Genomic DNA, 23,569 nt, shown 5'->3' with positions numbered 1-23,569 from the left:
AAAGTAAGAAAGTCGTCACCGCCACCCCACCGTGGCTGCGGTGGCGGTGATTTGCGTATTTTCCGCTTCCAACCGGATGTATGTCGCCTGACGTGACGGTGTTGACACTAGGTGTCAGTCGCGCTTATCCCCCGCGCCAACGGCTAAATGCCGTTGTGTGGGGTGGTTTAACCAAAACTATCTTTCCAGCCGCCCTGAATCGCGGGCCTATTGCTCCCTCTCCATTGCCAATGCCTGTCAAATTATTGACCGGTTCATTCTGCCATATCGGAAGTAGCGATGTCTGCCGGTGTCAGTTTATGCTTGGTGGCAACGATGCTGTCATGGGTTCATCATTTTCCGGTCATGGGCGCGACTGGATTGACAGCGGCGCTGCATTAAACGATCCTTACGCACGAAAGGCCGTTCCATCCTGTCGTTACTCTCGGCGGGCTGTCGAATGTCCGGCGACCATAAAAATTAAAGGGCCGATCATTACAACGCGGGAAAGTTCCAAGGCTCCGCCCGGGCAGCCGACGAGGACATCCGGGTGGGATGAGGGGGTATTGATGTCGGGACAGCCTGGAACGAAACGGGTGGTTGCGGCCGCGCCGGAAGCGCCGGCTGACGCGGCGGCGCCGGAATCGACGCTCAGCCGCCTGGAAACCCACTTCCGCACCCTGGATGAGGGGTCGCTGGTCCGTGTGGCCGCAGCGGTGGAGAAGGCTCGCGCGACGGAGACCGGGGCCGCCTCCGACGAACAGATTCTGACCTGCCTGCGGCCCATGCTGCGCAGCCTGCGGCCCGTGCGCGTGCCCACTTTCCAGCGGGCGCTGTGCGTCTGCCTGGAACCCTACCTGATCGACGCCGACTCCGTGGGCGGGGTGCGCCGCGCGGTGGTGGCCCGGTCCAGCCTGGCGCCTTGGTGGCGCCTGCTCATGGGGTCCCCCTATCGCCCGCGCCTGGCGGCGGCCACGGCGGAGTATCGCAACGCCGTGGCGTCGGAACGACAGGACGAGATCGACGCCGTCGTCCAGTTCGGCCGCAGCATCGCGGCGGAGGCCACCACCATCCTGTTGGCGGAGGCGGCGCAGTCCGCCGTGCGCAAGCGCGAGGTGGAGGTGTTGCTGGGCAGCGAGCGTGCGTTCGAGGACACGGCGGAGATCGCGCGCATCCTGGGGCTGGATCCGCTGCTGACCCCCTGGTTCGACCAGATCCGGGCGGTGTGCCCCCGCACGGCGGACGGCCGGGTGCACGACTTCAACCCCCAGGGCACGGTCATCGCCAAGAACGGCTACATACACCTGCACGCCGCCGACCGCGAGGTGGTGGACTATTACTTCCACGGCCTGTTGCGCCTGCTGGCCCAGCCGTGGCAGTCGCTGCGCCTGGTGCGCCTCCTGTCGGCCGATCTGCTGCGGGCCGGCGGCGACAACGCCGGCCTGCAGATGATTCCGGCCAAGCTGTTCGGCGACCTTACCCGCACCTTGGCGGAGATCGGGCGCACGGCGGCGGGCGATCGCGGCATGACCCGGCGGGTCTGGCTGATGACTTGCGCCCGCCTCATCTCCGACGCCGGTGCCATGGTGCAGGGCATGGCGGAAGAGGTGAGGGAGTTCGGCAACGCCGGATGGGAGACCATGATGGTCGAGGCCCGGCAGAAGGTGGCCCAGGCGGCCGACCAGTTCGCCAGCGTGGCGGTTCGCGACGCGGCCCTGGTGCTGCCCCAGAGGGAAGTGCGCGAGAAGCTGGAGGTACGGCTGGTGCCTGACATGGCCCACAGCCCCACGGATGACGAGGTGTCGGTGGCCCAGGCCGCCGCGACCCTGTTCACCGCCTGCCGCAAGGTGGCGGAAAAGGAAGGCTTCGACCGGTCTATCCGCGCAAAGGAGGCGGATTTGGAGGCCACCTTCCAGACGGCCATTAATTTCCGTTTCGAATATCTGCGGGCGCGCGGCAAGAACAAGGCCGTCTCCGCCCAGTTGCAGGCGCTGGAGAAGGTCTTGCGCTCCATGCCCAAGACCGAACCCATGCTGGACCTGATCCTGAAGGCGGAACGCGCCATCGAACGCTTCCGCTGACCGGGAATCATCACCGTTTTCCCGCCCGATCCGGCCGCGCCAACAGGCAGACCCCCTATGCGCGAAAACCGGTGGGCGGGGCTTTTTATCCGCTTGCCTTATCGGGGCCGGATCATTATGTATCCACCCCGCCGTCCCCTTCGTCTAGAGGCCTAGGACACCGCCCTTTCACGGCGGCGACACGGGTTCGAATCCCGTAGGGGACGCCATCCACCGGATGGCCGCAGATAGGATGGACTACCCTCCATCCGCCTCATGTCCCCTTCGTCTAGAGGCCTAGGACACCGCCCTTTCACGGCGGCGACACGGGTTCGAATCCCGTAGGGGACGCCACGCTTCCAGCGGCTTGGGTGGATTTTGCGGGACAATTTGGGACAAGTGGATCCGAGGTCACCTTCTCGGAGGCCCCCTGTCCCATGGCGACGATCACCCCCCGGAAGAACCGTGAAGGCCAGGTCATCGGCTATCAGGTCAAGATCCGGCGCGTGGGTTTCCCTGCGCAGTCCAAGACTTTTGAGACCAGGACCGACGCGAAGCGCTGGGCGGCCGACATGGAATCGGAGCTGTCTCGCGGCGTGTTCGTCGATCGCGCCGATGCGGAGCGTAATACTCTGGGCGATCTGATTCGCCGGTACCAAGCGGAGATCACTCCGACCAAGCGCGGTGGCGACAAGGAGTTAGGTCACCTGGCGGTGATCCTGGATGACCAGATCAGCCAGCTCCGCATGACCATGCTCGCCTCCCGGGATGTGGCGGCCTTCCGTGAGCGGATGGCGGCCAACGGCTACGCCCCGGCCACCATCGTCAGGCGGTTGAATCTGATCGCCACCATCATCAATCACGCCCGGGCAGAGTGGTCCGTCCACGTGGTGGACAACGTGGCCTCCTCCAAGCTTACGGCCCGTCCCAAGGGCGCCGATCGAAAGCGGGACCGGCGCCTTCAGCCGGCCCGCATCATCGCGGGACAGGAGGACTGTCCCGCCGAGGAGGACACGCTGTTCAAGGCGCTTGCGGCAGGACGCCACGCGGCTCTGGTGGTTCCTTTAACTCGGTTGGCTATCGAGACGGCGGCGCGCCAAGGCGAACTGTGCTCGCTCGGATGGCGGGACATCGACTTGGATAGACGGGTGATGACGATCCGTGGCCTGGGCGGGGAAGGCTCGAAAAATGGCGAGGCCCGACGTTACCGTCAATCTTTTATACCAGCGGTGTCCACCCCAAGGGGCGCACTCCATTGCTGTGTGCGTCATCAGAGGCTCCTCGGGGAATGACGTTGGGTGCGGCGCTAAATCCTTCGGGCTAGACAGCCGTCAGGCCGCCATCGACAGGAAGGTCGATGCCGGCGACGTAGCTGCTGAGGTCTGAGGCGAGGAACAAAGCCGCGCAGGCGATCTCATCGGGGTACGCCAGGCGCCCCAATGGCGTCATCGCGACGATCTGCTTTCTGGCTTCGGCCGCGCCCTCCCCGGCGGGGAACTGACTGTCAAACATGGGCGTGTCGACCGCGCCGGGGCTCAACACGTTCGTCCTGATCCCCCGATGCTTGAGTTCGCTGGTCCAGGTCCGCGCGAATGACCGGATCGCGGCCTTGGTCGCGCTGTAGGCGCTGCGGCCCGGGAAGCCTTTATTCTTCCCGGCCGCCGCCACGAGGATGATCGAAGCACCGTCATTCAGGTAAGGCAGCGCTTTCTGGACGGTGAAATAGGTGCCGCGGGCATTGGTGTTGAAGGTCTTGTCGAAGTGCTCGGGCGTCGCAGTGGCGGTCATCGTCTTTTCGACGAAGGCCGCGCCCGCGAAAAGCACGTCGATCTTTCCCTTTTCCGCGACGGTCTCGTAGAGACGGTCGAGATCATCAAGCTTGGCGATGTCGGTCTTTACGCCGGTGACGTTGTCGCCGATCTCGGCGACAGCCTTGTCGATCTTGTCCTGCCGTCGCCCGGCGATGAACACATAGGCGCCCTGCTCAACGAACCGTTGGGCGGTCGCGAGACCGATGCCGCTGGTGCCGCCCGTGACGACAGCTATCTTGTTTTTCAACAGCAACATTCTGTTTCCTTTATTTTGGGTGCAGAGTTGGTCTCTCCGCCACGGTGCGCGCTGCGCTCAGGGCCTTCTCCCCGACCCTGATGCCCAATCGGTGCGCCGTTTCATTCACGGCCGAGATAACGCCCTGCGTCAGTGTCGACTCCCCGTCGCCGATACACGCCGACTCTGCGGAGACCGTCGCGGCGGCGATCCCATCGGAATCGAGAATGGGAAGGCTGGCGACGCCCGCGCGATCGGCGCCGAAACCGGCGTCACTGAAAAAGACGAGACGTGGCCTGAACGCACTCGTCATTGGCGCGGCCGTTGCGCCGCCATGACTGCCGCTCGCAACGACCAGACCTGCATCTTCCGGAGTACCGAGCGAGATGGAGCCTATGCAGAGGACGCCGTGGATAAAGGTCCGTCGCTCAATCGGCGCCTCCATGTTTGTGTCGTGGGGCCAAGGCGCGGATTTCAGACGTTCCACGGCTTGCGCGACGGTCTGCCCGTTCTCGACACCAGACGCAGCCGCAAGTTTGTTGGCGCGACTGATGATTCCACGCTTGAGCATGTCTGCGGCGTCGCCGACCCGGGCGCTGGCGGCTGCGACGGCGGCCATGGCCATGCCATGTTGGTCCGCCCAGGGCAGGCCTCTGACGCCCGCCTCATCCCGACCAATGCCGCAGTCATGATGAATAGCAGCGCGAGCGCCAGCCTTTGCCGAGAAATACGCCGCGTATGCCGTGGCGTTCGACCCGCCAAGGACGACGCCGCCGTTAGCTTCAGGAGGAAGCTTCGTCACGCCGTCGATGACAATAACAGGAACATTCATATCGTTGCCGCTCAGGTTGCCTGCCTCTCGGCCCCGAAAACGAACATGAGGATCACGCACGGGGCGTCCGACCGGTTGTGGAATTCGTGGAAGGCTCCATTCTGAACGAAGAAGTCGCCCTCCTTGGCCGTGACTGAGTGCACTTCGCCGTCTTCTCCCGGATAGGCGATATCCACTTCGCCCTTGAGCACCACCGCGAGGTCGACGGTGTCGGTCCGGTGCATCGCACCGCCGAGTTCGCTTGGGGTCATACCTCCGCCGGTGCCGAAATCAATCTTGGCCATCAAGGCCCCGAGATCCGTCTCGCCCGCTTTCTCAGGGGGAACGATCTGGAGATCGACGCGGACTGAATCCTTTGGCCCGAAGATCCCAAGCCGCTTGTATTCACCGAGAACTTGCTCAGGCGTAAGGGGCAGCTCGAGAATCTTGTCGAAGCCCCAGATATTCGTGACCCGATCGGCGGTTTCGGTGTCGAGAAGATCGTCCACTTGCATGACGACACCAGCCTTGGTCTCGGCGCTCACAATTCGTCGCATCTTCATTTCACGCGCCCCCTCAGAGTTGCGACCAGCCGCCATCGACCGGAATCTCAAGACCGGTCGTGAAGGTCGCGTCGAATGCGAGGAAGAGGACGGCTTTCGCGATCTCTTCCGAGGTCCCGAAACGCTTCATCGGGATCATGCCGATCGTCTTCTCCCGGACCTGGGCGGCCATGTTCTTATCGGGAAACACCTTGTCGAGGATCGGCGTGGCGATGGGACCGGGCGACACGGCATTGACGCGGATGTCCTGGGGAAGCAGCTCGGTCGCGAGCGTCCGAGCCAAGGATCGCAGCGCCGCTTTGGCGGCGCCATAAGTGGCCTGCCCGGGCAGGCCCTTGACGTTGGCGACCGAGGTCGTGAGGACGACGGAGCCGCCTCGGTTGATGAGCGGCGCGAACTTCTGGACCGCGAAGAACGGCCCCTTGGCGTTGAGGTTGAACATCTCGTCGTAGATGGCCTCGGTGACGTTCGCGAGTGGCGCTGGGGTGCTGAACCCCGCGTTCACGAAAAGCAGGTCGATGGTGTCGAACTCGGCCTTCACCAGGGCGACGAGGGCGTCGATATCGGTCAACGATCGCGCGTCGCTCGAAACCACAAGGGCGTCAGTCCCAAGCTCCTGCTTCGCTGAGTCTAGCCCGGCTTGCGAGCGGCCTGTCACCAGAACGCGTGCGCCTTCAGCGAGGAGCATCTTTGCGGTCGCGAGACCCATGCCGCTGGTGCCGCCGAGGATCACCACTTTCTTATCTTGATGCCGTACCATTCACATTCTCCTGGGACGCCATTGCGCCTGTGGATTTTTGGACAATTTCTGATGATATTTCTGCGACGCGACAGCGGTCAGGTGTCAGGACACCGCGCTCAAGGATGCCGGGTGAGACAGGTCGGCGCCGGAGACCTTGACGACGGCGCGCCATGCGGCTTCCTGGCTGGCGCGAACGTGGAGGTGTGGCTCTCGCTGTAGTTCCATCGGGCCTGAGAACTTCCCTTTGGCCGAGGCGAAGAATTGCCCTGAGGCGTCGGTCCCGAACTCCGACGCCTGGATGTAGCGACTGGCCGCAACCTCCGGCGTCTGATTCATGCCGGGAATGAGGTTCACGATCGGAATCATCAGATACTTCAACAACGGGCCAGCGTTTCGCGCGACGTTGGTGGCGTTCGACGCACCGGGCGAGACAGCGTAGACGGCCATATCGGACGGTAGTCGGCGCGCCAGCGCCGCGGCCCACCAGGCGATCATAAGCTTCGCGTCGGCATACGCCGTGTTGGGCGAGTACCTCACGTTTGGTCCGCTGCGGATGAGGGCTTCAGCAGCCGCGGTTTGGTCGCCCCCGTAGTATTTGGCTGCGAACGCCGGCAGGTCGGTATATTTGAACATGGGCACACCCCCACGGGCCGGCTCCGCGCTGGTGATGACAATCCGCGCCTCGGGGCTCAGCAGGTTGGCGTTGAGTAGCCCAACGGTCAGTTCATGATGGCCGATAAGCGGGGCCTGGGAGGCTTCAACGCCCTCCGCCGTGATCAGGCGCTTCTTGGTTGGGACCAGTCCGGCATTGAGCAGCAGGAAATCGATCGGCCGACCGCGCTTGACCAGCTCGGCGACCGCAGACTTGGCGCTGGCGGCCCTGTTCAGATCAAGCTCGAGCGGCGTGAAGATCCGCTTCTTGGTCTCGTCGGCGAGCTGGGCGGCCGTTTCCTTGGTCTTGGCCAGGCTGCGCCCCGTTACGATGACCTCCTGCCATCCCCCATCGGCGAGCAAGCGAGCTGCGGCATAACCGAGCCCGGACGTAGTGCCGGTGACCAAAGCGATTGAATGTCTCATATTTGGGTCCGTCGTGAGAGAAGGTCGGAACGTGAGGTCATGAGCCAGCTTGCTATTTTTGGACTAGTTCCTCATATATTAGGGATAGAACTTGTGGTCAAGGATTTTTGGACCAAATGCTAAGAAATTCGAGCAGGGGTCGTGGGCGCCCCCGAACCTTCGACGAGAGCGAGGCATTGGACAAAGCGACGCAGATCTTTTGGTCGAAAAGCTACGACGGTGTAGCGATCGACGATCTCATCGCCGGCATGGGTGTAGGACGGCAGAGCTTGTATTCCGTGTTCGGAGACAAGCGGACGCTCTTCCTGCGTGTCCTTCGGGCTTACGCCGAGCGGAAGGGCGCCGGCGCAGCGAAGGCGCTCTTCTCGCCACCGGCTCTTCGCGAAGCGATCGCCGGCTTCCTGAGACACGCCGTGGAAGTCGCGACCGAGGAAGGGTCGGTCCGAGGATGCCTAATGGTGTGCGTCGCGCCGCTCGTGGACGACCCTGAGGTCAGGCAGTTTCTGAAGGACGCCGCCGCAGGCGGCGTAGCGCTCGTGGAACGCCGCTTCCGTGACGGGATCAGCGCGGGAGAAATCCCATCTGACTTTCCTGTCACCACGCGGGCGCGCCAGGTTATCGACCTTGCCCGCGGTCTGACGATGCACGCGCAGTTAGGCGCGCCACGCAAGACGCTCCTGAAAGACGCCGAAGAAGCGGCCGAGTTGGTCCTGCTTACACGACGCGGTTAATGCTGCATGGGGTACAGGTCCGCGGTCGGCGATACTCGGTAAGACGAAGAGTCTCGAACGCGATCCACAGCTTGAACCCGTACCCGGAAGCCGCAAGCAAGGCTTCGGTATCGCGATCGGCTCGAGCCGCAGTCCAGCTCCAGCAATCGCGCCCACGACAGCGACCTCAACAGAGGTCGGGTTTCGGACTGTAGACCACTTATTTTTTGCCTCTACTACTCCACACTACTACGACTGCTAAATATCTATTGCACAACGACAAATCCTCGCTCTGTCTTGTCTCTGCAATGTCAAAAGCATCCAGCAGGAGGCAGCGCGACCATGCTCGTACCAGACCGTATCGTCCGTCTGAGAACCGTTCTCGCCCGCACCAGTCTCAGCCGCTCCACCATCTACCGCAAAATCGCCGAGGGCACGTAAGCGTCATCTGTGGGCTGCCTTGTTGGTTGGTCGGCTGTTGTGCTGAAAGCTATGTGCCGGCGGCGCATGGGTGTGTGGCCGGCTTGGCATCATGGCAAGCAGTGTGGTTTGCACCGTGGCAGTCCAACGTATCGAGGTCATCACCGGCGCCGGTGGGCGGCGCGCCTATTCGGCGGAAGAGAAGATCCGCCTGGTTGGCGAGGCTCGTGGTGGTCGTGGTGCCGTAGCGGCGGTGGCACGGCGCCATGGGGTGTGCAGCAGCTTGATCTACCGTTGGCGCCGGCAGATGAGGAGCGGCGAACTCTCCCTTGAGGCGTCGTCATTTGTGCCGGTGCATCTGGTTGAAACGGCTCCCTCTGCCGGCGTGGTGCCACCCACCGCAATGCCCTCCCTGCCACCGGGGCCTCCCGTTGAGCGTCAGGCCGCGCTGGTTGAGGTGGTGCTCAGCAACGGCCGTGTGCTGCGTGTCGGTGAGGACATCGCCCCCGCCACGCTCCGTCGGCTGGCCGATGTGCTGGACGGCCGGTGATCACGGTTCCCGCCGGCGTGCGGATTTACTTGGCGATGGGCGCAAGGGCATGGACGGGCTGGCCATGCTGGTCCAGGAGGTTCTGAAGCAGGACCCGTTCGCCGGCCACCTCTTCGTCTTCCGTGGCCGGCAAGGGCACCTGGTGAAGGTCCTGTACTGGGATGGCCAGGGTTATTGCCTGTTCGCCAAGCGCCTGGAGAAAGGCCGCTTCGTGTGGCCGATCAGCCGCGACGGGGTGGCGGTTCTCACTCCGGCTCAACTGGGGATGCTTCTTGAAGGCATGGACTGGCGGGCTCCGCAGCGAACCTGGCGTCCGGAGACGGCGGGGTGAGTCCGGACTGCCACGCTCGCTGAGGATCGGCGCCGTGACGGTGATTGATCCTCCCTCTGATGCCGCCGGTCCGGTAGAATCGGCCCTATGTCGTCCATCGCCGATCCATTGCCCGCCCCATTGCCCGACGAGGTCGCGGCGCTGCGCGCGATCATCGCCGCGCAGGCCGCGGAGTTGGAGGCCGAGCGCCGGCGCCGTGAGGCCAGCGAGACCGAACTGGCGGCCGCCAAGGCGGGCCTGGTGGCCAAGGCGCTGGAGATGGAGAAGCTCAAGATCCAACTCGCCCGTCTGCGGCGGATGCAGTTCGGTTCGTCTTCCGAGAAGATCGCCCGCGAGATCGAGCAGCTTGAGCTGTCGCTGGAGGACCTGGAGGCCACAACCGCCGCTGAAGCGACGATGGCCGATGCCGAGCTGTTGCCGACGGCACCGCTGGAGGGGGCGCCCGAGGTTCGCGCCAGGGCTGGCCGGCGCAAGCTGCCGGAACACTTGCCGCGTACCGAGATCGTGCATGCGCCGCACGACGCCTGTCCCTCGTGCGGCGGCGCCTTGCGCAAGGTGGGCGAGGACGTCACCGAGGTGCTCGACTACATCCCGGCGCGCTTCACCGTGATCCGCCACGTCCGCCCGGCGCTGTCGTGCCGGTGCTGCGAGGGCATGATGCAGGCGCCGATGCCGTCGCTGCCCATCGAGCGCGGCCTGCCCTCCGCCGGGCTGCTGGCGCATGTGCTGATCGCCAAATACTGCGATCACCTGCCGCTGTACCGGCAGTCCGCCATCTACGCCCGCGAGGGGGTGGAACTGGAGCGCTCGCTGCTGGCCGATTGGGTGGGCAAGGCGGCAGCCCTGATGGCCCCCTTGGCCGATGCGATCGGTCGGCACGTGCTGGCCGGATCGGTGCTGCACGCCGACGACACGCCGGTTCCCGTGCTTGAGCCCGGGCGAGGCAAGACCAAGACGGGACGGTTGTGGGTCTACCTGCGTGACGAACGCCCCCATGCCGGACAAGGCCCGCCGGCGGTGCTGTACCGCTACACGCCCGACCGCAAGGGCGAGCATCCGCAACGGGAACTGGCCGGCTTCCGTGGGCACCTGCATGCCGATGGCTATGGCGGGTTCGATGCCCTGTACGACGGCGGCAGGATCGCCGAAGTGGCCTGCATGGCGCATGTGCGCCGCAAGTTCTTCGACGAACACGTCGAAACCGGCTCTCCCTTGGCCGCGGAGGTGCTCAAGCGCATCGGGGTGCTGTTCGACATCGAACGTTCCCTGGCCGGCCTGTCGGCCGAGGAACGCAGCCTGCTTCGCCAAGCCAAGGCTCGGCCAGCCCTGGACGAACTGGCCGCCTTCCTCGGTGCCACGCTGCTGCGCATCCCCGGCAAAGGCGACCTGGCCAAGGCCATCCGCTACGCCCGCTCGCGGTGGATGGCGCTGACGCGCTATGTGGACGACGGCCGGCTGGAGCTCTCCAACAACGCCGCCGAGCGGGCGATCAGGCCCCTGGCCATCGGAAGACGCAACTGGATGTTCGCCGGTTCCGACGCCGGTGGGGAACGGGCCGCCGCGATCTACACCGTCACCCAGACCGCCAAGCTCAACGGCCTCGATCCCCAGGCCTATCTGCGCGACGTGCTTGACCGCATCGCCGACCATCCAATCAACCGCACCACCGACCTGCTACCCTGGAACATCGTCCAGAGGCCCTGAGCCGCGCGGAGCAACCAGAGCAGGCCGTAGCCGTCAGACGACGCTTACGCGTAACCGTGGCGTGGCTTGGCCTTGTCTGGGCGATCCGCCGCTGTTATGAGAATAACTCTCGTTATCGATATTAAATTCTCTGGTTCAGAATAGGCGAAAACAATGGGGCAGATGGGAAACCGGGCACTGCTGGGCGGTATCCGCCTGGTCGCATTGACCTGTGGGGTGGGGGTTGGAACCGGGGCCTGGGCCGCTGAGGCGGAGAGGGCCGGCGACGACAACACCATCGTCATCACCGGGCAGCGCATCGTGGATATGACGGCGGCCAAGACCGATACGCCGCTGCTGGTCACGCCGCAGGCCATTTCCGTCATCGAACGCCAGCAGATCGATATCCAAAACGTCCAAACCGTGACGCAGGCATTGCGCTATATCCCCGGCGTCCTGAGTGAGTTGGGCGGGTCCGACAACCGCATCGAGACCAACCAGTTCCTGATCCGCGGTTTCGCCGCCAATGAGTATCTGGATGGGTTGAGGCTGCAGGCGGGTACCTGGGCCACGCCGCAGTTCGATCCCTATGCCCTGGACCGCATCGATGCCCTGAAGGGCCCCGCCTCCGTCCTGTATGGACAGGCTTCGCCGGGCGGCTTGGTGGCGCTGACCAGCCGCCGGCCGTCCGTGACCACCGGAGGCGAGGTCCTCTTCCAGACCGGCAGCTATGGCCGCGTGCAAGGGGCGGGCGATGTGACAGGGGCGCTAACGGACGACGGTGCCCTTTCCTATCGCCTGACCGGCCTGGTGCGCGACACCGAAACCCAGGTGGACCACACCAAGTATCGGAAGTGGTTTATCGCGCCGGCGCTCACCTGGCAGCCGGACACCGACACCACCCTGACCTTGCTGACCAATTATCAGGAAGAGCCCGCCGCCGGCTTCTATAACCAGATTCCCAGCCGGGGCACCGCGCAACCCAACCGCTACGGCAGTATCCCCACTTCCTTTTATGGCGGGGAGCCGGACTTTGACCATATGGACCGCACGCAGAAGTCCGCTGGTTACGCGCTCACCCGCCATCTGGGGGACACCTGGACCGTGCGTCAGAACCTGCGTTATATGCACATCGATACCGATTACCGGGCTGTGACGTTCGAAGCGTTGAACGCCGACGACCGCACCCTGGTCCGGTCGCCTTACGTAACCAACGAGGCGCTGGACACCTTCGCCGTCGACACCCAGGTGCAAGGCAATCTGACCACCGGTGCCTTGAAGCACACGCTGCTGGTCGGCGTCGACTATCAGAATTCCCGCTGGGACCATGTCGCGGCGTACAGCTATGGCGCCGCGCCCACGCTGGACTGGCTGAACCCTGTCTATGGCAAGCCGGTGCCGGCACCCACCGTCATCCAGAACGGCCTGCAGAGCCAAAACCAGACGGGCGTTTACGCCCAGGACCAGATCGCGCTGGGCGGCCTCAACATCGTCCTGGGCGGACGCGAGGACTGGTTTGACAGCGACGCGCGGAACCGCCTGGCCAACAACAGCACCAGCACCCTGTCCGATCGCACCTTCACCGGACGGGCAGGCTTGGTCTACCTGTTCGACAATGGCGTCGCCCCCTACGTCAACTATGCCACTTCCTTCCAGCCCTCGACCGGTGTCACCTTCGACGGCAGGCAATTCCAACCCACGGAAGGAGAGCAGTTCGAGGCGGGCGTGAAGTACCAGCCGCTCAACTTCCCCGGCTTCGTCACCGCGGCCGTCTATCAGCTGACCCAGACCAACGTGACCACGGCCGATCCGGTGCATACCGGCTTCAGCAGCCAGGCCGGCGAGATCCAGGCCAAGGGTGTGGAGCTGGACGGCCACCTGACGCCCATCGCCGGGCTGAACCTGCAAGCTTCCTACGCCTATATCGATGACGAGATCACCCAGTACACGGGCGCCCTACGGGGCAAAACCCCACCCGGCATCGCCAAGCATACGGCCACCTTATGGGCGGACTATGCGCCGGCGGACGGTGCGCTGGCCGGGCTGACCATGGGCGGCGGCGTTCGTTATGTCGGGCCGTCCTTCGGCAACTACGCCAACGCCTATCAGGTCGATGGCGTCACGCTGGTGGATGCCGTGCTGGGATATGACTTTGCCCATCTGTCGTCCGGCTTGGCCGGCTGGTCCGTGCAGTTGAACGCCAGCAACCTGTTCGACCGCACCTATGTCGCCAGCTGCGGCAACCTGGGCTGCTACTACGGTATCCGGGGCACCTTTATTTCCAACCTGCGATACGCCTGGTGAGACGGCTATGACGGCGGCAACCCTGCGGTACTGGCGTTGGGTCCACAAATGGTCCAGCCTGGTGTGTACCCTCTTCCTGCTGGTGCTGTGTCTCAGCGGCCTACCGCTGATCTTCGAGGATGAATTGGAAGACCTGTTGTCGCCGCTGCCTCGTGCGGCGGTGACGGCAGCTGATCATGACCTGGACCTGGACGCGGCCTTGGCCCAGGGATTGGAAAAGCATGCCGGGATGGTGCCCATGTCGCTGACCTGGCCGGCGGGGACGGAGCATCTGCTCTATCTGTGGACGGCACCGCGCCCCCAAGCCACCCCAGATGGCTTTCGCCTGACCGTTATGGATCTGCGCAACGGCGCCGTACTGGCTGAGCCGCCGATCCGTCGCCGACCCACTGTCATCATCCGTACCCTGCATGCCGAGCTTTTCGCCGGCCTGCCCGGGTCGTTGCTTCTGTGCGCCATGGGCCTGCTTTTCCTGGCGGCCGTCGTGTCCGGTGTGGTGCTGTACGCCCCCTTCATGCGGCGCATGGCCTTCGGCACCATCCGGCGGGAGGGTGCCCGCCGAACGCGATGGCTGGATATCCACAACCTGGTGGGCATTGTCATCCTGGTGTGGACGGTGGTGGTCGGTGCCACGGGCGTGGCCAACACCCTGGCCCAGCCTCTGTTCCGCCTATGGCAGGTGGACCAGCTGAGCGCCATGATCCGTCCTTGGGCCGGAAAGCCCATACCGGACCGAGTGGTCAGTGTCGGCACCGCCGTGGCCGCCGCGCGGAAGGCGTTGCCGGCGGCTCGCCCGGAAAGCGTGGCCTATCCCTATTCCCGCTTCGGCAGCCCGCACCATTACATCGTGTGGATGCGGGGTGGCGAGCCGCTGACCGCCCGGTTGGAAACCCCGGTGCTGGTGGATGCGGTCAGCGGCGAGGTGGCGGAGGTCCGGCCCTTGCCCTGGTACCTGCGGGCGCTGGAAATCTCCCGCCCCCTGCATTTCGGGGATTACGGTGGAATGCCCTTGAAGATCATCTGGGCCCTGATGGATTTGGCCACCATCGCCGTGCTGGGCAGCGGCCTTTATCTGTGGTCGGCCAAGCGAACGTCGGCACGGCGAAGTGGCGCCCGGACGGCTGGCGCCCGGGTCGGCCCCGTGGAGTGACAGGCATGGAAAGGTCTCAAAGGATTTGGCTCTGGCCCGCGGTACTTGCGATTTCGACCATTATCGGCCTGTTGTCCGCGCTGTTGGGCCAGGAGGGGATATGGTGGATTCTATCCTGGATAAGCCTGGCGGCCCCCTTGGGCGTCATTGTCTGGAAAGGGCGTGTCCTATGGTTCACAGGGCGGGCCCGCTGACTCTCCTGCCTCAGCTTTAAATCGGGATAGGGGCGATCCTATGTGGGGCGCACCCCTCCCACACCAGTTGGCACGGCCTTCTATCCGGTTTGAAGTGCGCCCCTGCGGGTCAGGCCAGGGTCTTGATGACTTCCGCCAGGATTGCCACCATCTCCGCGATATGGCCGGGTTCGACAATCAGTGGCGGTGACAGGGCGATGATATCGCCAGTGACCCGGATGAGCAGACCCCGCTGGAAGCAGGAAATGAAGGCATCGTAGCCGCGCCGTCCGGGTTCATCCGCCCGGGGAGACAACTCGATACCCGCGACCAGGCCGATGGTGCGAATATCGATGACCTGGGGCAGACCCTGCAATGTGAACAGTGCTTCTTGCCAGCGGGTGGCCAAATCGGCGCCGCGCGTCAGAAGTTTTTCGCGGTTGTAGACGTCCAGCGTCGCCAAGCCGGCCGCGCAGGCGACCGGATGGCCCGAGTATGTATAGCCGTGGGGGAACTCGATGGTCCCCTTCGGCCCGGCGACCACGCAATCATGGATTTCACGACGGGCAAGGACGGCGCCCATGGGAATGGTGCCGTTGGTGAGACCTTTCGCCAGCGTGATCAGGTCGGGTTTGACGCCGAAATACTCCGCCGCGAAAGGGGCGCCCAATCGACCGAATCCCGTGATCACTTCATCGAAGATCAGGAGGATGCCGTGCCGCGTGCAGATTTCGCGCAGGCGCTGCAAATAGCCAGAGGGAGGCAGCAGGACGCCGGTGGAACCGGCGACGGGCTCGACGATGACGGCGGCGATGGTTTCGGCACCATGGAGGGCGACCAGGTGTTCCAGGTCGTCCGCCAATTCAGCCCCGTAAGCCGGCAGGCCGCGGCTGAAGGCATTGCGGTCCAAGTCATGAGTGTGACGCAGATGATCCACGCCCGGCAATTGAGGGAACAGCCGGCGATTGCCGACGATACCACCCACCGAAATACCGCCGAATCCCACGCCATGATAGCCGCGCTCCCGCCCGATGAGGCGGGTTCGCGTACCTTGGCCGATGGCCCGCTGGTATGCCAGGGCGATCTTCAGCGCGGTATCGACAGCTTCGGAGCCCGACCCGGCGAAGAAGATCCGGTCCATGCCTTCAGGCGCAAGGTCGGTGACGGCATTGGCGAATCTGAATGCCGTGCTGTGGCCCATCTGGAATGATGGGGCGTAGTCCAGGCGCCGCAGTTGCCGGGTAACGGCTTGGGTGATCTCTTCGCGGCCATGTCCAGCGTTGACGCACCACAGGCCCGCCGTGCCGTCGAGGATGCGACGGCCGTCATCGGCGGTGTAGTACATCCCTTGCGCCGTCTCCAGGAGACGGGGGGCCGACTTGAACTGGCGGTTCGCGGTAAACGGCATCCAATAGCTGTCCATGGTGTTGCCTGTCATGATGGCCTCGAAATTTCGATGATGGAAAAACGAAAGGACCTCGAGTCCGAGGCTCTGGGGGGCCGGCACGCGCGCTGTGCGGTTGGGCTAAACGTTGCCCACGCAGGTGTATTTGAGATCCAGATATTCCTCGATGCCATGGCGGGAGCCCTCGCGGCCCAGGCCGGACTCCTTGATGCCTCCGAAGGGCGCGACCTCGGTTGAGATGGCGGCGGTATTGATGCCCACCATGCCGAAGTCCAGCGCCTCGGACACCCGGAGGAAACGGTTGAGGTCACGCGTGAAGGCATAGGCCGCGAGGCCCGAGGTGGTATCGTTGGCCAACGCCACCGCTTCCGCTTCCGTGGTGAAGCGGTGCAGCGCCGCCACCGGTCCGAACGTCTCCTCCCGGGTGATCCGCATCGTCCGCGTCAGGCCCGTCAGCACCGTCGGGCTGTAGAAGGTGCCGCTGTCCCCCAGGCGATGACCGCCAATCAGCACCGCTGCGCCTTGTGATACGGCGTCATCCACATGGCCCGCCACCTTGGCCAGCGCCTGGGCATTGATCAGAGGCCCCTGGTCGGTCGGGCCCGCCAGACCGTCGCCCACCACCAGTGCCGCCACGCGCGCCGCCAGCCGTTGGGCGAAGGCGTCGTGGATGCCATCCTGCACCAGCAGGCGGTTGGCGCAGACGCAGGTTTGGCCGGTGTTGCGGAACTTGGCCAGGATGGCCCCCTCCACCGCCACGTCCAGGTCGGCGTCGTCGAAGACGATGAAGGGGGCGTTGCCGCCCAGTTCCATGGACACGCGCTTCATGGTGCCGGCCGCCGCCGCTGTCAGCCGCTTGCCCACGGCGGTGGACCCGGTGAAGGTCAGCTTGCGCACCCGGGCATCGGCCATCCAGGCATCGCCGATGGCCGGCGCGTCGCCGCACAGGATGTTCAGGACACCCGCCGGCACGCCGGCCTCTTCCGCCAGGACGGCCAGGGCCAGCGCGCTCAAGGGCGTCAACTCCGACGGTTTGAGCACCACGGTGCAGCCGGCGGCCAGCGCCGCGCCCACCTTGCGGGTGATCATGGCCGCCGGGAAGTTCCAGGGCGTGATGGCCGCCACCACCCCCACCGGCTGGCGGGTCACCAGGATGCGGGCGTCGGTCCGGGGTGCTGGGATGGTCTCGCCATAAACGCGCTTCGCCTCTTCCCCGAACCACTCCAGGAAACTGGCGGCATAGGCCATCTCCCCCTTCGCTTCGGCCAAGGGCTTGCCCTGTTCCGCCGTTAGTAGCCGGGCCAGGTCGTCGCTGTGGGCGGTCATGAAGTCGAACCACCGGCGCAGGATGGCCGCGCGGTCCTTGGCTGTCCGCTTGCGCCAGGCGGGCAGGGCCGCGTGGGCGGCGTCGGTCGCCATCCGCGCCTCGGCCCCGCCCATGCGGGGGACGTGACCCAGCACTTGGCCGGTGGCCGGGTTGGTGACGGCCACCGTCTCGCCATCGGCAGCCAGCCAGCGGCCGCCGATATAGGCCGCCTCGCGCAGCAGATCTGGGCGTTTCAGCACCAGGCGGCGCCTTTCAGTATCGATGCTCATCGTGTCACCGTCAGGGCTTGGACCAGAATATCCAGGCCGGCATCCAGCTGCGCGTCCGGAATGGTCAGGGGGGCCAGGATGCGGATGACGTTGCCGTGAACACCGCAGGTCAGCAGGATCAGGCCCAACTCCAGCGCCCGCGCCGTCACTTGGCGGGTGGCGTCGGGGTCCGGGTCGCCGCCGCCACGCTCCTTGAAAATCTCGAAGGCGACCATGGCGCCAGGTCCCCGGATGGCGCCGATGGGCAGGATGTCGTTACGTTCCCGGACCGTTTCCAGCGTGGCCTTGATGCGCTGGCCGATGGCGTCGGCGCGCGCCAGCAGGCCCTCCTCCTCGATGACGTCCAGCACCGCCAGGGCGGCGGCACAGGCCACGGGATTGCCGGCGTAGGTGCCGCCCAAGCCGCCAGGTCCCACCTTGTCCATGAGGGAGGCGCGGCCGATGACGCCGGACAGGGGGAAGCCGCCGGCCAGCGACTTGGCGATGGTGACCAGATCCGGTTCCACGCCGGTATGTTCGATGCCGAACATGCGCCCGGTGCGTCCGAACCCCGCCTGCACCTCATCGGCGATCAACAGGATGCCGTGCGCGTCGCACAGGCGGCGCAACTCACGCAGCAGTTCCGGCGGAGCGGGGTTGAAGCCGCCTTCGCCCTGCACCGGTTCCAGGATGAAGGCGGCCACCCGCTCTGGCTCGATGTCCGACCGGAACAGGAAATCCAGCGCCTTCAGGCTGTCGGCGACCGTGGTGCCGTGGTGCGGTATGGGGAAGGGCAGGTGCCACACCTCCGGCGGCATCGGCCCTGCGTCCTTCTTATAGGGATTGACCTTGCCGGTCAGGGCGGAGGTCATGAGCGTGCGACCGTGAAAGGCGCCGGTGAAGGCGATGATTCCGCTACGGCCGGTGGCGACGCGGGCGATCTTCACGGCGTTCTCCACCGCCTCGGCGCCCGTGGTGAAGAACACGGTCTTGGCCGGGCCGCTGAACGGGGCCAGCGCGTTCAGGCGCTCCGCCAAGGCGACATAGGGCTCATAGGCCGCCACCTGGAAGGCGCTGTGGGTGAACCGCTCCATCTGCGCGGCGGCGGCGGCCATGACCCGGGGATGCCGGTGGCCGGTGTTCAGCACGGCGATGCCGCCCGCGAAGTCGATATAGCGCCGCCCGTCGACATCCCACAGCAGGGAGTTGTCGGCGCGCTCGGCATAGATGGCGGTGGCATGGGCGACGCCGCGCGGCACGGCGGCGGCACGGCGGGCGAGAAGGTCGGCGTTACGGGACATGGGGAGCATCCTCTGGGGCGAGGGTAGGGGGCGGCGATCCCGCCGGTGGGCCGGCGGGCCGAATGGAAGGTCAGGCCGATGACGGTGGCGGGGCGTCAGCCGTGTTGTCGTCGCCGGTCCAGCGCCAGGGTGGCCAGGCAAAGCTGTTCGAACAGGATCTGGGCGCCGACCTGGGCGGTGTTGCTGGTGGGATCGTACTGCGGGGCGATTTCCACCACGTCCGCGCCGATGACATCCAGGCCGGCCAGCCCGCGCAGGATGGCCAGCGCCTCCCGCGAGGTCAGGCCGCCCACCTCCGGCGTGCCGGTGCCGGGGGCGTAGACCGGGTCCAGGCAATCGACATCGAAGGAGATGTAGACCGGCCCGTCGCCCACCACCTCCCGCGCCTTGGCGATCACCGCCTTGGCACCCATTTCCGCCACGTCCTCGGCATGCAGCACGGTCATGCCGGCGTCGTAGGAGAATTCCCAGAAGAACTCCGCGCTGCCGCGGATGCCGATCTGGATGGTGCGGTCCGGGTCCAGCACCCCGTCCAGCACAGCCAGGCGGAAGGGGCCGCTGTGGTGGAAGCGGGCGCTGTCGTCGCCGCCGCTGGTGTCGCAATGGGCGTCGAAATGGATCAGGCCCACCGGCCGCTCCCGGCCCAGCGCCTTCAGGATGGAATAGCTGACGGAATGGTCGCCCCCCACGCTCAGCGGCACCACCCCCGCCGCCGCCAGCCGCCCGTAAAAGGCCTGGATGTCGTGGTGGCAGGCCGCCAGGCTGAGATAGTTGCTGAAGGGCACGTCGCCGATGTCGGCGATACTGGCCTGGGCCGAGGGAACCAGGCGCAGCACATGCTCGTACGGCCCGATGCGGTCCATGCCCCGGATGGCGCGGGGGCCGAAGCGCGACCCCGCCCGGTTGGTGACGCCCAGATCCATGGGCACGCCAACCAGGGCGATGTCCAGGCCGCCGAAATCGTCCAGCGCCGCCAGGTCGGGACGCAAGGGCGCGTCCAGCAGGGTGCCGGCGTCGGCGAAGGGCTGGCGCGGCGCCTCCGCGCCCCGGAACACCGCCTCCGCCACCTCGCGGAAATGCGGGTCGAAGAAATCGGCCGGCGAGGCGGCGCCGTAGCGCTGCCGCAGGCGGTCCAGCTTGGACTGATCCACGGTCGGTCCCCCGTCTCAGCGCGCCGCGAGGATTTCGGCAGCGGCCCGCTCGCCGGACCGGATGGCGCCGTCCATATAGCCGGGCCAGCGGCTGGCCGTTTCCGTGCCGGCCCAATGGATGCGTCCCGTAGGCTGGCGCAAGGTCGCGCCTAGGCTGGTCCAGGCCCCCGGCACCATGACACCGGCATAGCCGCCCCGGGCGTACTCCTCCTCCAACCAGGACAACTCGATATACTCCCGCATGTCGGCTGCCCGGGGCCCGAACAGGCGCGCCAGGGAGCGGGTGATGGCGGCTTGGCGCTCGGCCGGCGCGCGGGCGGTCCATTCCTTGGCCTCGTCCCCCTCGATGAAGGCGACCAGGATGCCGGGCGTGCCGGCGGCGGGGGAGTTGTCGTAGATCAGGCTGACCGGGCCGTCTTCGGTTATGGCCATGCCGGACAGCCCCTCCTCCCGCCAGAAGGGCGCGGGATAGAGGCACTGCACCTTGATGCAGGCGCCCATGGGCATGCGCTGGGCCAGGTGGTCCCGCGCTCCCGGCAGGGGCGGGCTGTAGCGCAGGCGCGCGGCGAGCGCCGGGGGCAGGGTCATGATGACGTGGCCGGCCCGCACCGTTTCGCCCGTCACCGTGGTGATGGTCACGCCGTCCGCGTCCTGGGCCAGGGCGGCCACCGGGGTGTTGAGCCGCAGATGGGGGCGGACCGTGTCCGCCAGACGCTCCGCCAGGTGCTGGGCGCCCAGGCTGAAACGCCGTTCCTGGGCACCGCCGCCCATGCTGATCAGAGCGTCCAGGCCGCCGGCCGCCTTGATGTAGAACAGGACGTGCAGCAGCGACAGCTCCCGTGCCTCCGACGCCAAGACGGACCGGGCCAGGAAGCGCATCCAGAACCGCGCCTCGTCCCCGGCGGCGGTGCGGAGGATCCAGGCGTCGAAGCTCTCGCTGTCCAGGGCGGCGGCATTGGGGCTGGTCCACGGGGCCTCGGCGTCCACCGTCGCCGCCAGGATGTCCAGCGCCTGGAAGGTGGCCTCCACCTCCGCCAGGGCGTCCGGCTCATGGGGCGGCAGCAGGCCGGTGAAGCGCATCAGGCGGCCCTTGTGAAGGCAGAGGTTTTCCCCCTCCTCGAAGGAATGGAAGGTTTCCACTCCAAGTTCCTCTGCCAGGGCCAGAACCTTGTCCTGGCCCGGTCCCACCCATTGGCCGCCGACGTCGATGGGGGTGCCGTCCTGGGCGCGGCGGGTATGGATGCGGCCGCCGACGCGGTCGCGTGCCTCCAGCACGGTGACGCGCAGGCCGGCGTCCACCAAGGCGCGGGCGGCGGTCAGGCCGGCGAAGCCGGCCCCGATGATGGCGACATCGACCGGCTCCGCGCGGGCGGATTCCGGGCGGTAGGCGGACTCGATAGGCTGGCCCATAACGCTCTCCGGTTCTTAGAGGTAGGTGCGCTGCGCGGCGATGATCAGGGACTGCACCGCTTGGCGTGAGCGGAAGCTGTTGGCGGTCGCCAGCCATTGCAGAAGAATGCCGACGAAGCCGGTGAAGATGAAATTGGCCAGGCCGTCGATGTCCGGCTTGATGCTGCCACCACGGACATCGCTGGCGTCGGCCAGGACGGACCGGTACAGGTCCAGATATTCCTCGTACTTGCGCTTGGCCAGCCATTCGGACCCCGGCGTGCTCAGCGCGTAGAGGGTCAGGTTGAACAGGGCCAGTTGCTCATCGGGGCTGCGTTCCACCTCGCCCCGGATGAAGGTCAGCAGGTGATCAATGCGGTCGTGCAGCCGTTCGGGTTCGGAGAAATAGGCGGACAGGCTGGCGCGCGACTGGGCCACCAAGTGGGTCAGCACGTTCATCAGCACGGCGTCCTTGCCGTCGAAATAATAGTGGAGGGTGCCCAGGTTCACGCTGGCCTCGCCCGCGATCTTGCGCGTCGTGGTCCCGTGCACACCTTCGCGGGCGATGACGGTGACGGCGGCGGCCATGATGGCCTCCCGCTTTTCCTCGCTCTTGGACTTCGGGGGCTTGGACACAGGCGTTTCCTCTGGTCTCGCGGGCTGCCGGCCCTTGGGGCGGGCGGTTGGCGGGGACGGCATGCTGATCGGGGTGTTAGCGGGGGTCAACGGAGGCCGACGGCGGCCGCGGATCGATGGGGGTGACGGCACCCAGCCTTTCCTCCAGCGCGGCGGCGGCGGCCAGCACCAGGCCGTCGCGGAACCGGCCGGCCACCAACTGGACGCCCAACGGGCCGTCCGTTCCCCGGTGCACCGGCACCGACAGGGCGGGTACGCCCAGGAAGGCCGTCGCGGTACAGGGGCTGTGTGCCGTCAGCAGCCGCCGGGCCTCCTCCACGCCGCGTACATCATAGCCGACGGGGAAGGGCACCGACCAAGCGGTGGGCATCAGCAGCAGCGGGAAGTCCTCGAAGAACATCTGCCAGGCGCGCTGGAACGTCGTGCGGCTGCCCAGGCCCGCCAGCGTCTCCTCCGCCGTCAGGGCGGGGACGCAGGCCGCCGTCAGGTCCAGGGAGCGCAGGAACACCTCGCCGCCCAGGGCGAAGGCGGCCCGCGCGCTGGGGCTGCGGCAGTCGTTGGACAGCAGGGTCATCCACAGCTCCGCCGCCTCGTCAAAGCGGGGCGGGGCTGCCTCCACCACCTCATAGCCGGCGTCGGCCAGCGCGTCAGCGGCGCGGCGCAGGGCGGCCAGGACGGGGGCGTCGGCCGCGTGGTCCGCGGTGCCGGTGAACAGGGCGACCCGGTGCCGGGCCGTGTCATCGGGAAAATCCAGGGGCGCCGGCACCCAGGCCGGGTCGCGCGGATCGCGTCCCACCATGGTCTCCAGCCCCAGGCGGATATCGCGGACCGAGCGCGCCAAAACGCCCTGGGTGGCCCCCGTCTGCAAACACAGCGACCGCTCGGCCTTGCCTGTGGGGTTGTAGGCGGGGGCCCGGCCGGTGGTGGGGCGCAGGCCGTAGACGCCGCAGGCGCTGGCCGGCAGGCGGGCGGACCCCGCCAGATCGTTGCCATGGGCCAGGGGCACCATGCCGGTGGCGACCGCCGCGGCCGCCCCGCCGCTGGACCCGCCGACGTTCAGGGCAGGGTTCCAGGGATTCAGGGTCAGGCCGTGCGGCTCGTTGTCGGTGAACCAGCGGCAGGAGAAGGCGGGGGCGTTGCTACGGCCCAGCAGGATGGCCCCGGCCTTGCGCCAGTTCGCCACCTGCGGGCTGTCCTCCACCGCCACTAGGCTGGTGAAGGCGGCGACGCCGTTGGTGGTGGCGCTGCCGGCCTGGTCGACATTGATCTTGGTCGTCACGGGCACGCCGTGCAGCGGGGGCAGGGGCACGCCGCTGGCCGTGCGGGCGTCGGCCTGGTCGGCGGCGGCCAGGGCCGCGTCGCGGCTTATTTCGGTCAGGGCATTCACCGCCGGATTGACGGCGAGGATGCGGTCCAGGCTGGCGGTCGTCGCCTCCCAGGCTGAAACCCGTCGTTCCCGGATTGCGGATGCCAGATCCGTGGCATCCCATTGCCAAAGCGCGGTGCTGCCCAT

The 23,569-nt window shown here is 66.2% G+C and carries 21 protein-coding genes and 2 tRNA genes; 11 read left to right on the top strand and 12 right to left on the bottom strand.

Annotated features, from left to right (window positions below; genetic code table 11):
* The first annotated feature begins 548 nt into the window (after positions 1-548).
* From FBZ89_RS25390 to FBZ89_RS25375, 4 genes are all read left to right on the top strand, one after another.
* On the top strand, positions 549-2,060 hold the full coding sequence (locus FBZ89_RS25390; RefSeq protein WP_145753305.1) for a hypothetical protein: 1,512 nt from the start codon (positions 549-551) through the stop codon (positions 2,058-2,060).
* A 133-nt stretch (positions 2,061-2,193) separates the two neighbouring features.
* Positions 2,194-2,269: transfer RNA gene (locus FBZ89_RS25385), tRNA-Glu, on the top strand.
* A gap of 48 nt (positions 2,270-2,317) precedes the next feature.
* A tRNA-Glu gene (locus tag FBZ89_RS25380) sits at positions 2,318-2,393 on the top strand.
* An 83-nt stretch (positions 2,394-2,476) separates the two neighbouring features.
* On the top strand, positions 2,477-3,331 hold the full coding sequence (locus FBZ89_RS25375; protein ID WP_145753303.1) for a site-specific integrase: 855 nt from the start codon (positions 2,477-2,479) through the stop codon (positions 3,329-3,331).
* Positions 3,332-3,359: 28 nt separating this feature from the next.
* Here the strand turns inward: FBZ89_RS25375 and FBZ89_RS25370 are convergent, their stop codons facing one another.
* The 5 genes from FBZ89_RS25370 to FBZ89_RS25350 form a co-directional block, all read right to left on the bottom strand.
* Positions 3,360-4,106, bottom strand: coding sequence for an SDR family NAD(P)-dependent oxidoreductase (locus FBZ89_RS25370; RefSeq protein ID WP_145753301.1), 747 nt, complete (start codon positions 4,104-4,106; stop codon positions 3,360-3,362).
* Positions 4,107-4,116: 10 nt separating this feature from the next.
* Positions 4,117-4,917 (bottom strand): hypothetical protein, encoded by an 801-nt coding sequence (locus FBZ89_RS25365; RefSeq protein WP_145753299.1) that lies wholly within the window; start codon positions 4,915-4,917, stop codon positions 4,117-4,119.
* An 11-nt stretch (positions 4,918-4,928) separates the two neighbouring features.
* Complete coding sequence (locus FBZ89_RS25360) at positions 4,929-5,459, bottom strand: cupin domain-containing protein (RefSeq protein WP_145753297.1); 531 nt, start codon at positions 5,457-5,459, stop codon at positions 4,929-4,931.
* 13 nt (positions 5,460-5,472) lie between these two features.
* A complete protein-coding gene (locus tag FBZ89_RS25355) occupies positions 5,473-6,219 on the bottom strand; it encodes an SDR family oxidoreductase (protein ID WP_145753295.1) in 747 nt (248 codons plus the stop codon).
* 84 nt (positions 6,220-6,303) lie between these two features.
* A complete protein-coding gene (locus FBZ89_RS25350) occupies positions 6,304-7,278 on the bottom strand; it encodes an SDR family NAD(P)-dependent oxidoreductase (protein ID WP_145753293.1) in 975 nt (324 codons plus the stop codon).
* Between the two features lie 176 nt (positions 7,279-7,454).
* Between FBZ89_RS25350 and FBZ89_RS25345 the strand changes: the two genes are divergently transcribed.
* The 7 genes from FBZ89_RS25345 (at position 7,455) to FBZ89_RS25315 (ending at position 14,426) form a co-directional block, all read left to right on the top strand.
* Positions 7,455-8,009 (top strand): TetR/AcrR family transcriptional regulator, encoded by a 555-nt coding sequence (locus FBZ89_RS25345; RefSeq protein ID WP_211115359.1) that lies wholly within the window; start codon positions 7,455-7,457, stop codon positions 8,007-8,009.
* A gap of 321 nt (positions 8,010-8,330) precedes the next feature.
* Complete coding sequence (locus tag FBZ89_RS25340; protein ID WP_145753289.1) at positions 8,331-8,429, top strand: AlpA family phage regulatory protein; 99 nt, start codon at positions 8,331-8,333, stop codon at positions 8,427-8,429.
* A 91-nt stretch (positions 8,430-8,520) separates the two neighbouring features.
* Complete coding sequence (gene tnpA, locus FBZ89_RS25335) at positions 8,521-8,958, top strand: IS66-like element accessory protein TnpA (protein WP_145753287.1); 438 nt, start codon at positions 8,521-8,523, stop codon at positions 8,956-8,958.
* Positions 8,959-9,007: 49 nt separating this feature from the next.
* Complete coding sequence (tnpB, locus tag FBZ89_RS25330; protein WP_425465978.1) at positions 9,008-9,289, top strand: IS66 family insertion sequence element accessory protein TnpB; 282 nt, start codon at positions 9,008-9,010, stop codon at positions 9,287-9,289.
* Positions 9,290-9,397: 108 nt separating this feature from the next.
* A complete protein-coding gene (tnpC, locus tag FBZ89_RS25325) occupies positions 9,398-10,993 on the top strand; it encodes an IS66 family transposase (protein ID WP_145753360.1) in 1,596 nt (531 codons plus the stop codon).
* A 162-nt stretch (positions 10,994-11,155) separates the two neighbouring features.
* A complete protein-coding gene (locus FBZ89_RS25320; protein WP_186457576.1) occupies positions 11,156-13,276 on the top strand; it encodes a TonB-dependent siderophore receptor in 2,121 nt (706 codons plus the stop codon).
* A gap of 7 nt (positions 13,277-13,283) precedes the next feature.
* The gene (locus FBZ89_RS25315; RefSeq protein ID WP_145753283.1) at positions 13,284-14,426 is read left to right on the top strand and encodes a PepSY-associated TM helix domain-containing protein; all 1,143 of its coding nucleotides are present in this window, start codon (positions 13,284-13,286) and stop codon (positions 14,424-14,426) included.
* A gap of 303 nt (positions 14,427-14,729) precedes the next feature.
* On the opposite strand, the gene aptA is transcribed toward FBZ89_RS25315, so the two are convergent.
* From aptA to FBZ89_RS25275, 7 genes are all read right to left on the bottom strand, one after another.
* Positions 14,730-16,037: an omega-aminotransferase AptA gene (gene aptA, locus FBZ89_RS25305; RefSeq protein WP_145753280.1), complete on the bottom strand. Its 1,308-nt coding sequence runs from the start codon at positions 16,035-16,037 to the stop codon at positions 14,730-14,732.
* Positions 16,038-16,124: 87 nt separating this feature from the next.
* A complete protein-coding gene (locus tag FBZ89_RS25300; protein ID WP_145753278.1) occupies positions 16,125-17,600 on the bottom strand; it encodes an NAD-dependent succinate-semialdehyde dehydrogenase in 1,476 nt (491 codons plus the stop codon).
* On the bottom strand, positions 17,597-18,880 hold the full coding sequence (gene gabT / locus FBZ89_RS25295; RefSeq protein WP_145753277.1) for a 4-aminobutyrate--2-oxoglutarate transaminase: 1,284 nt from the start codon (positions 18,878-18,880) through the stop codon (positions 17,597-17,599). The genes FBZ89_RS25300 and gabT overlap by 4 nt, the downstream gene beginning before the upstream one ends.
* A 95-nt stretch (positions 18,881-18,975) precedes the next feature.
* On the bottom strand, positions 18,976-20,031 hold the full coding sequence (gene speB / locus FBZ89_RS25290) for an agmatinase (protein WP_145753275.1): 1,056 nt from the start codon (positions 20,029-20,031) through the stop codon (positions 18,976-18,978).
* 15 nt (positions 20,032-20,046) lie between these two features.
* Positions 20,047-21,441 carry a flavin monoamine oxidase family protein gene (locus tag FBZ89_RS25285; RefSeq protein WP_145753273.1) on the bottom strand — a complete coding sequence of 465 codons (1,395 nt, stop codon included), beginning with the start codon at positions 21,439-21,441 and terminating at the stop codon, positions 20,047-20,049.
* Positions 21,442-21,456: 15 nt separating this feature from the next.
* Positions 21,457-22,056, bottom strand: a complete 600-nt coding sequence (locus FBZ89_RS25280; RefSeq protein ID WP_246172567.1) for a TetR/AcrR family transcriptional regulator — start codon at positions 22,054-22,056, stop codon at positions 21,457-21,459.
* 76 nt (positions 22,057-22,132) lie between these two features.
* Positions 22,133-23,569 (bottom strand): amidase, encoded by a 1,437-nt coding sequence (locus FBZ89_RS25275; RefSeq protein WP_145753270.1) that lies wholly within the window; start codon positions 23,567-23,569, stop codon positions 22,133-22,135.

It is taken from the genome of Nitrospirillum amazonense (assembly GCF_007828045.1).
Classification (GTDB): domain Bacteria; phylum Pseudomonadota; class Alphaproteobacteria; order Azospirillales; family Azospirillaceae; genus Nitrospirillum; species Nitrospirillum amazonense_C.
The sequence above is the reverse complement of the archived record's forward strand: the minus strand, read 5'-3'. Positions and strand labels throughout refer to the sequence as shown.

Excerpts from the sequence above, each read along its gene's own strand:
- FBZ89_RS25390 (WP_145753305.1), top strand. The coding sequence starts at position 549 with ATGTCGGGACAGCCTGGAACGAAACGGGTGGTTGCGGCCGCGCCGGAA.
- FBZ89_RS25375 (WP_145753303.1), top strand. The coding sequence starts at position 2,477 with ATGGCGACGATCACCCCCCGGAAGAACCGTGAAGGCCAGGTCATCGGC.
- FBZ89_RS25370 (WP_145753301.1), bottom strand. The coding sequence starts at position 4,106 with ATGTTGCTGTTGAAAAACAAGATAGCTGTCGTCACGGGCGGCACCAGC.
- FBZ89_RS25365 (WP_145753299.1), bottom strand. The coding sequence starts at position 4,917 with ATGAATGTTCCTGTTATTGTCATCGACGGCGTGACGAAGCTTCCTCCT.
- FBZ89_RS25360 (WP_145753297.1), bottom strand. The coding sequence starts at position 5,459 with ATGAAGATGCGACGAATTGTGAGCGCCGAGACCAAGGCTGGTGTCGTC.
- FBZ89_RS25355 (WP_145753295.1), bottom strand. The coding sequence starts at position 6,219 with ATGGTACGGCATCAAGATAAGAAAGTGGTGATCCTCGGCGGCACCAGC.
- FBZ89_RS25350 (WP_145753293.1), bottom strand. The coding sequence starts at position 7,278 with ATGAGACATTCAATCGCTTTGGTCACCGGCACTACGTCCGGGCTCGGT.
- FBZ89_RS25340 (WP_145753289.1), top strand. The coding sequence starts at position 8,331 with ATGCTCGTACCAGACCGTATCGTCCGTCTGAGAACCGTTCTCGCCCGC.
- tnpA (WP_145753287.1), top strand. The coding sequence starts at position 8,521 with ATGGCAAGCAGTGTGGTTTGCACCGTGGCAGTCCAACGTATCGAGGTC.
- tnpB (WP_425465978.1), top strand. The coding sequence starts at position 9,008 with ATGGACGGGCTGGCCATGCTGGTCCAGGAGGTTCTGAAGCAGGACCCG.
- FBZ89_RS25320 (WP_186457576.1), top strand. The coding sequence starts at position 11,156 with ATGGGAAACCGGGCACTGCTGGGCGGTATCCGCCTGGTCGCATTGACC.
- FBZ89_RS25315 (WP_145753283.1), top strand. The coding sequence starts at position 13,284 with ATGACGGCGGCAACCCTGCGGTACTGGCGTTGGGTCCACAAATGGTCC.
- aptA (WP_145753280.1), bottom strand. The coding sequence starts at position 16,037 with ATGACAGGCAACACCATGGACAGCTATTGGATGCCGTTTACCGCGAAC.
- FBZ89_RS25300 (WP_145753278.1), bottom strand. The coding sequence starts at position 17,600 with ATGAGCATCGATACTGAAAGGCGCCGCCTGGTGCTGAAACGCCCAGAT.
- gabT (WP_145753277.1), bottom strand. The coding sequence starts at position 18,880 with ATGTCCCGTAACGCCGACCTTCTCGCCCGCCGTGCCGCCGCCGTGCCG.
- FBZ89_RS25285 (WP_145753273.1), bottom strand. The coding sequence starts at position 21,441 with ATGGGCCAGCCTATCGAGTCCGCCTACCGCCCGGAATCCGCCCGCGCG.
- FBZ89_RS25275 (WP_145753270.1), bottom strand. The coding sequence starts at position 23,569 with ATGGGCAGCACCGCGCTTTGGCAATGGGATGCCACGGATCTGGCATCC.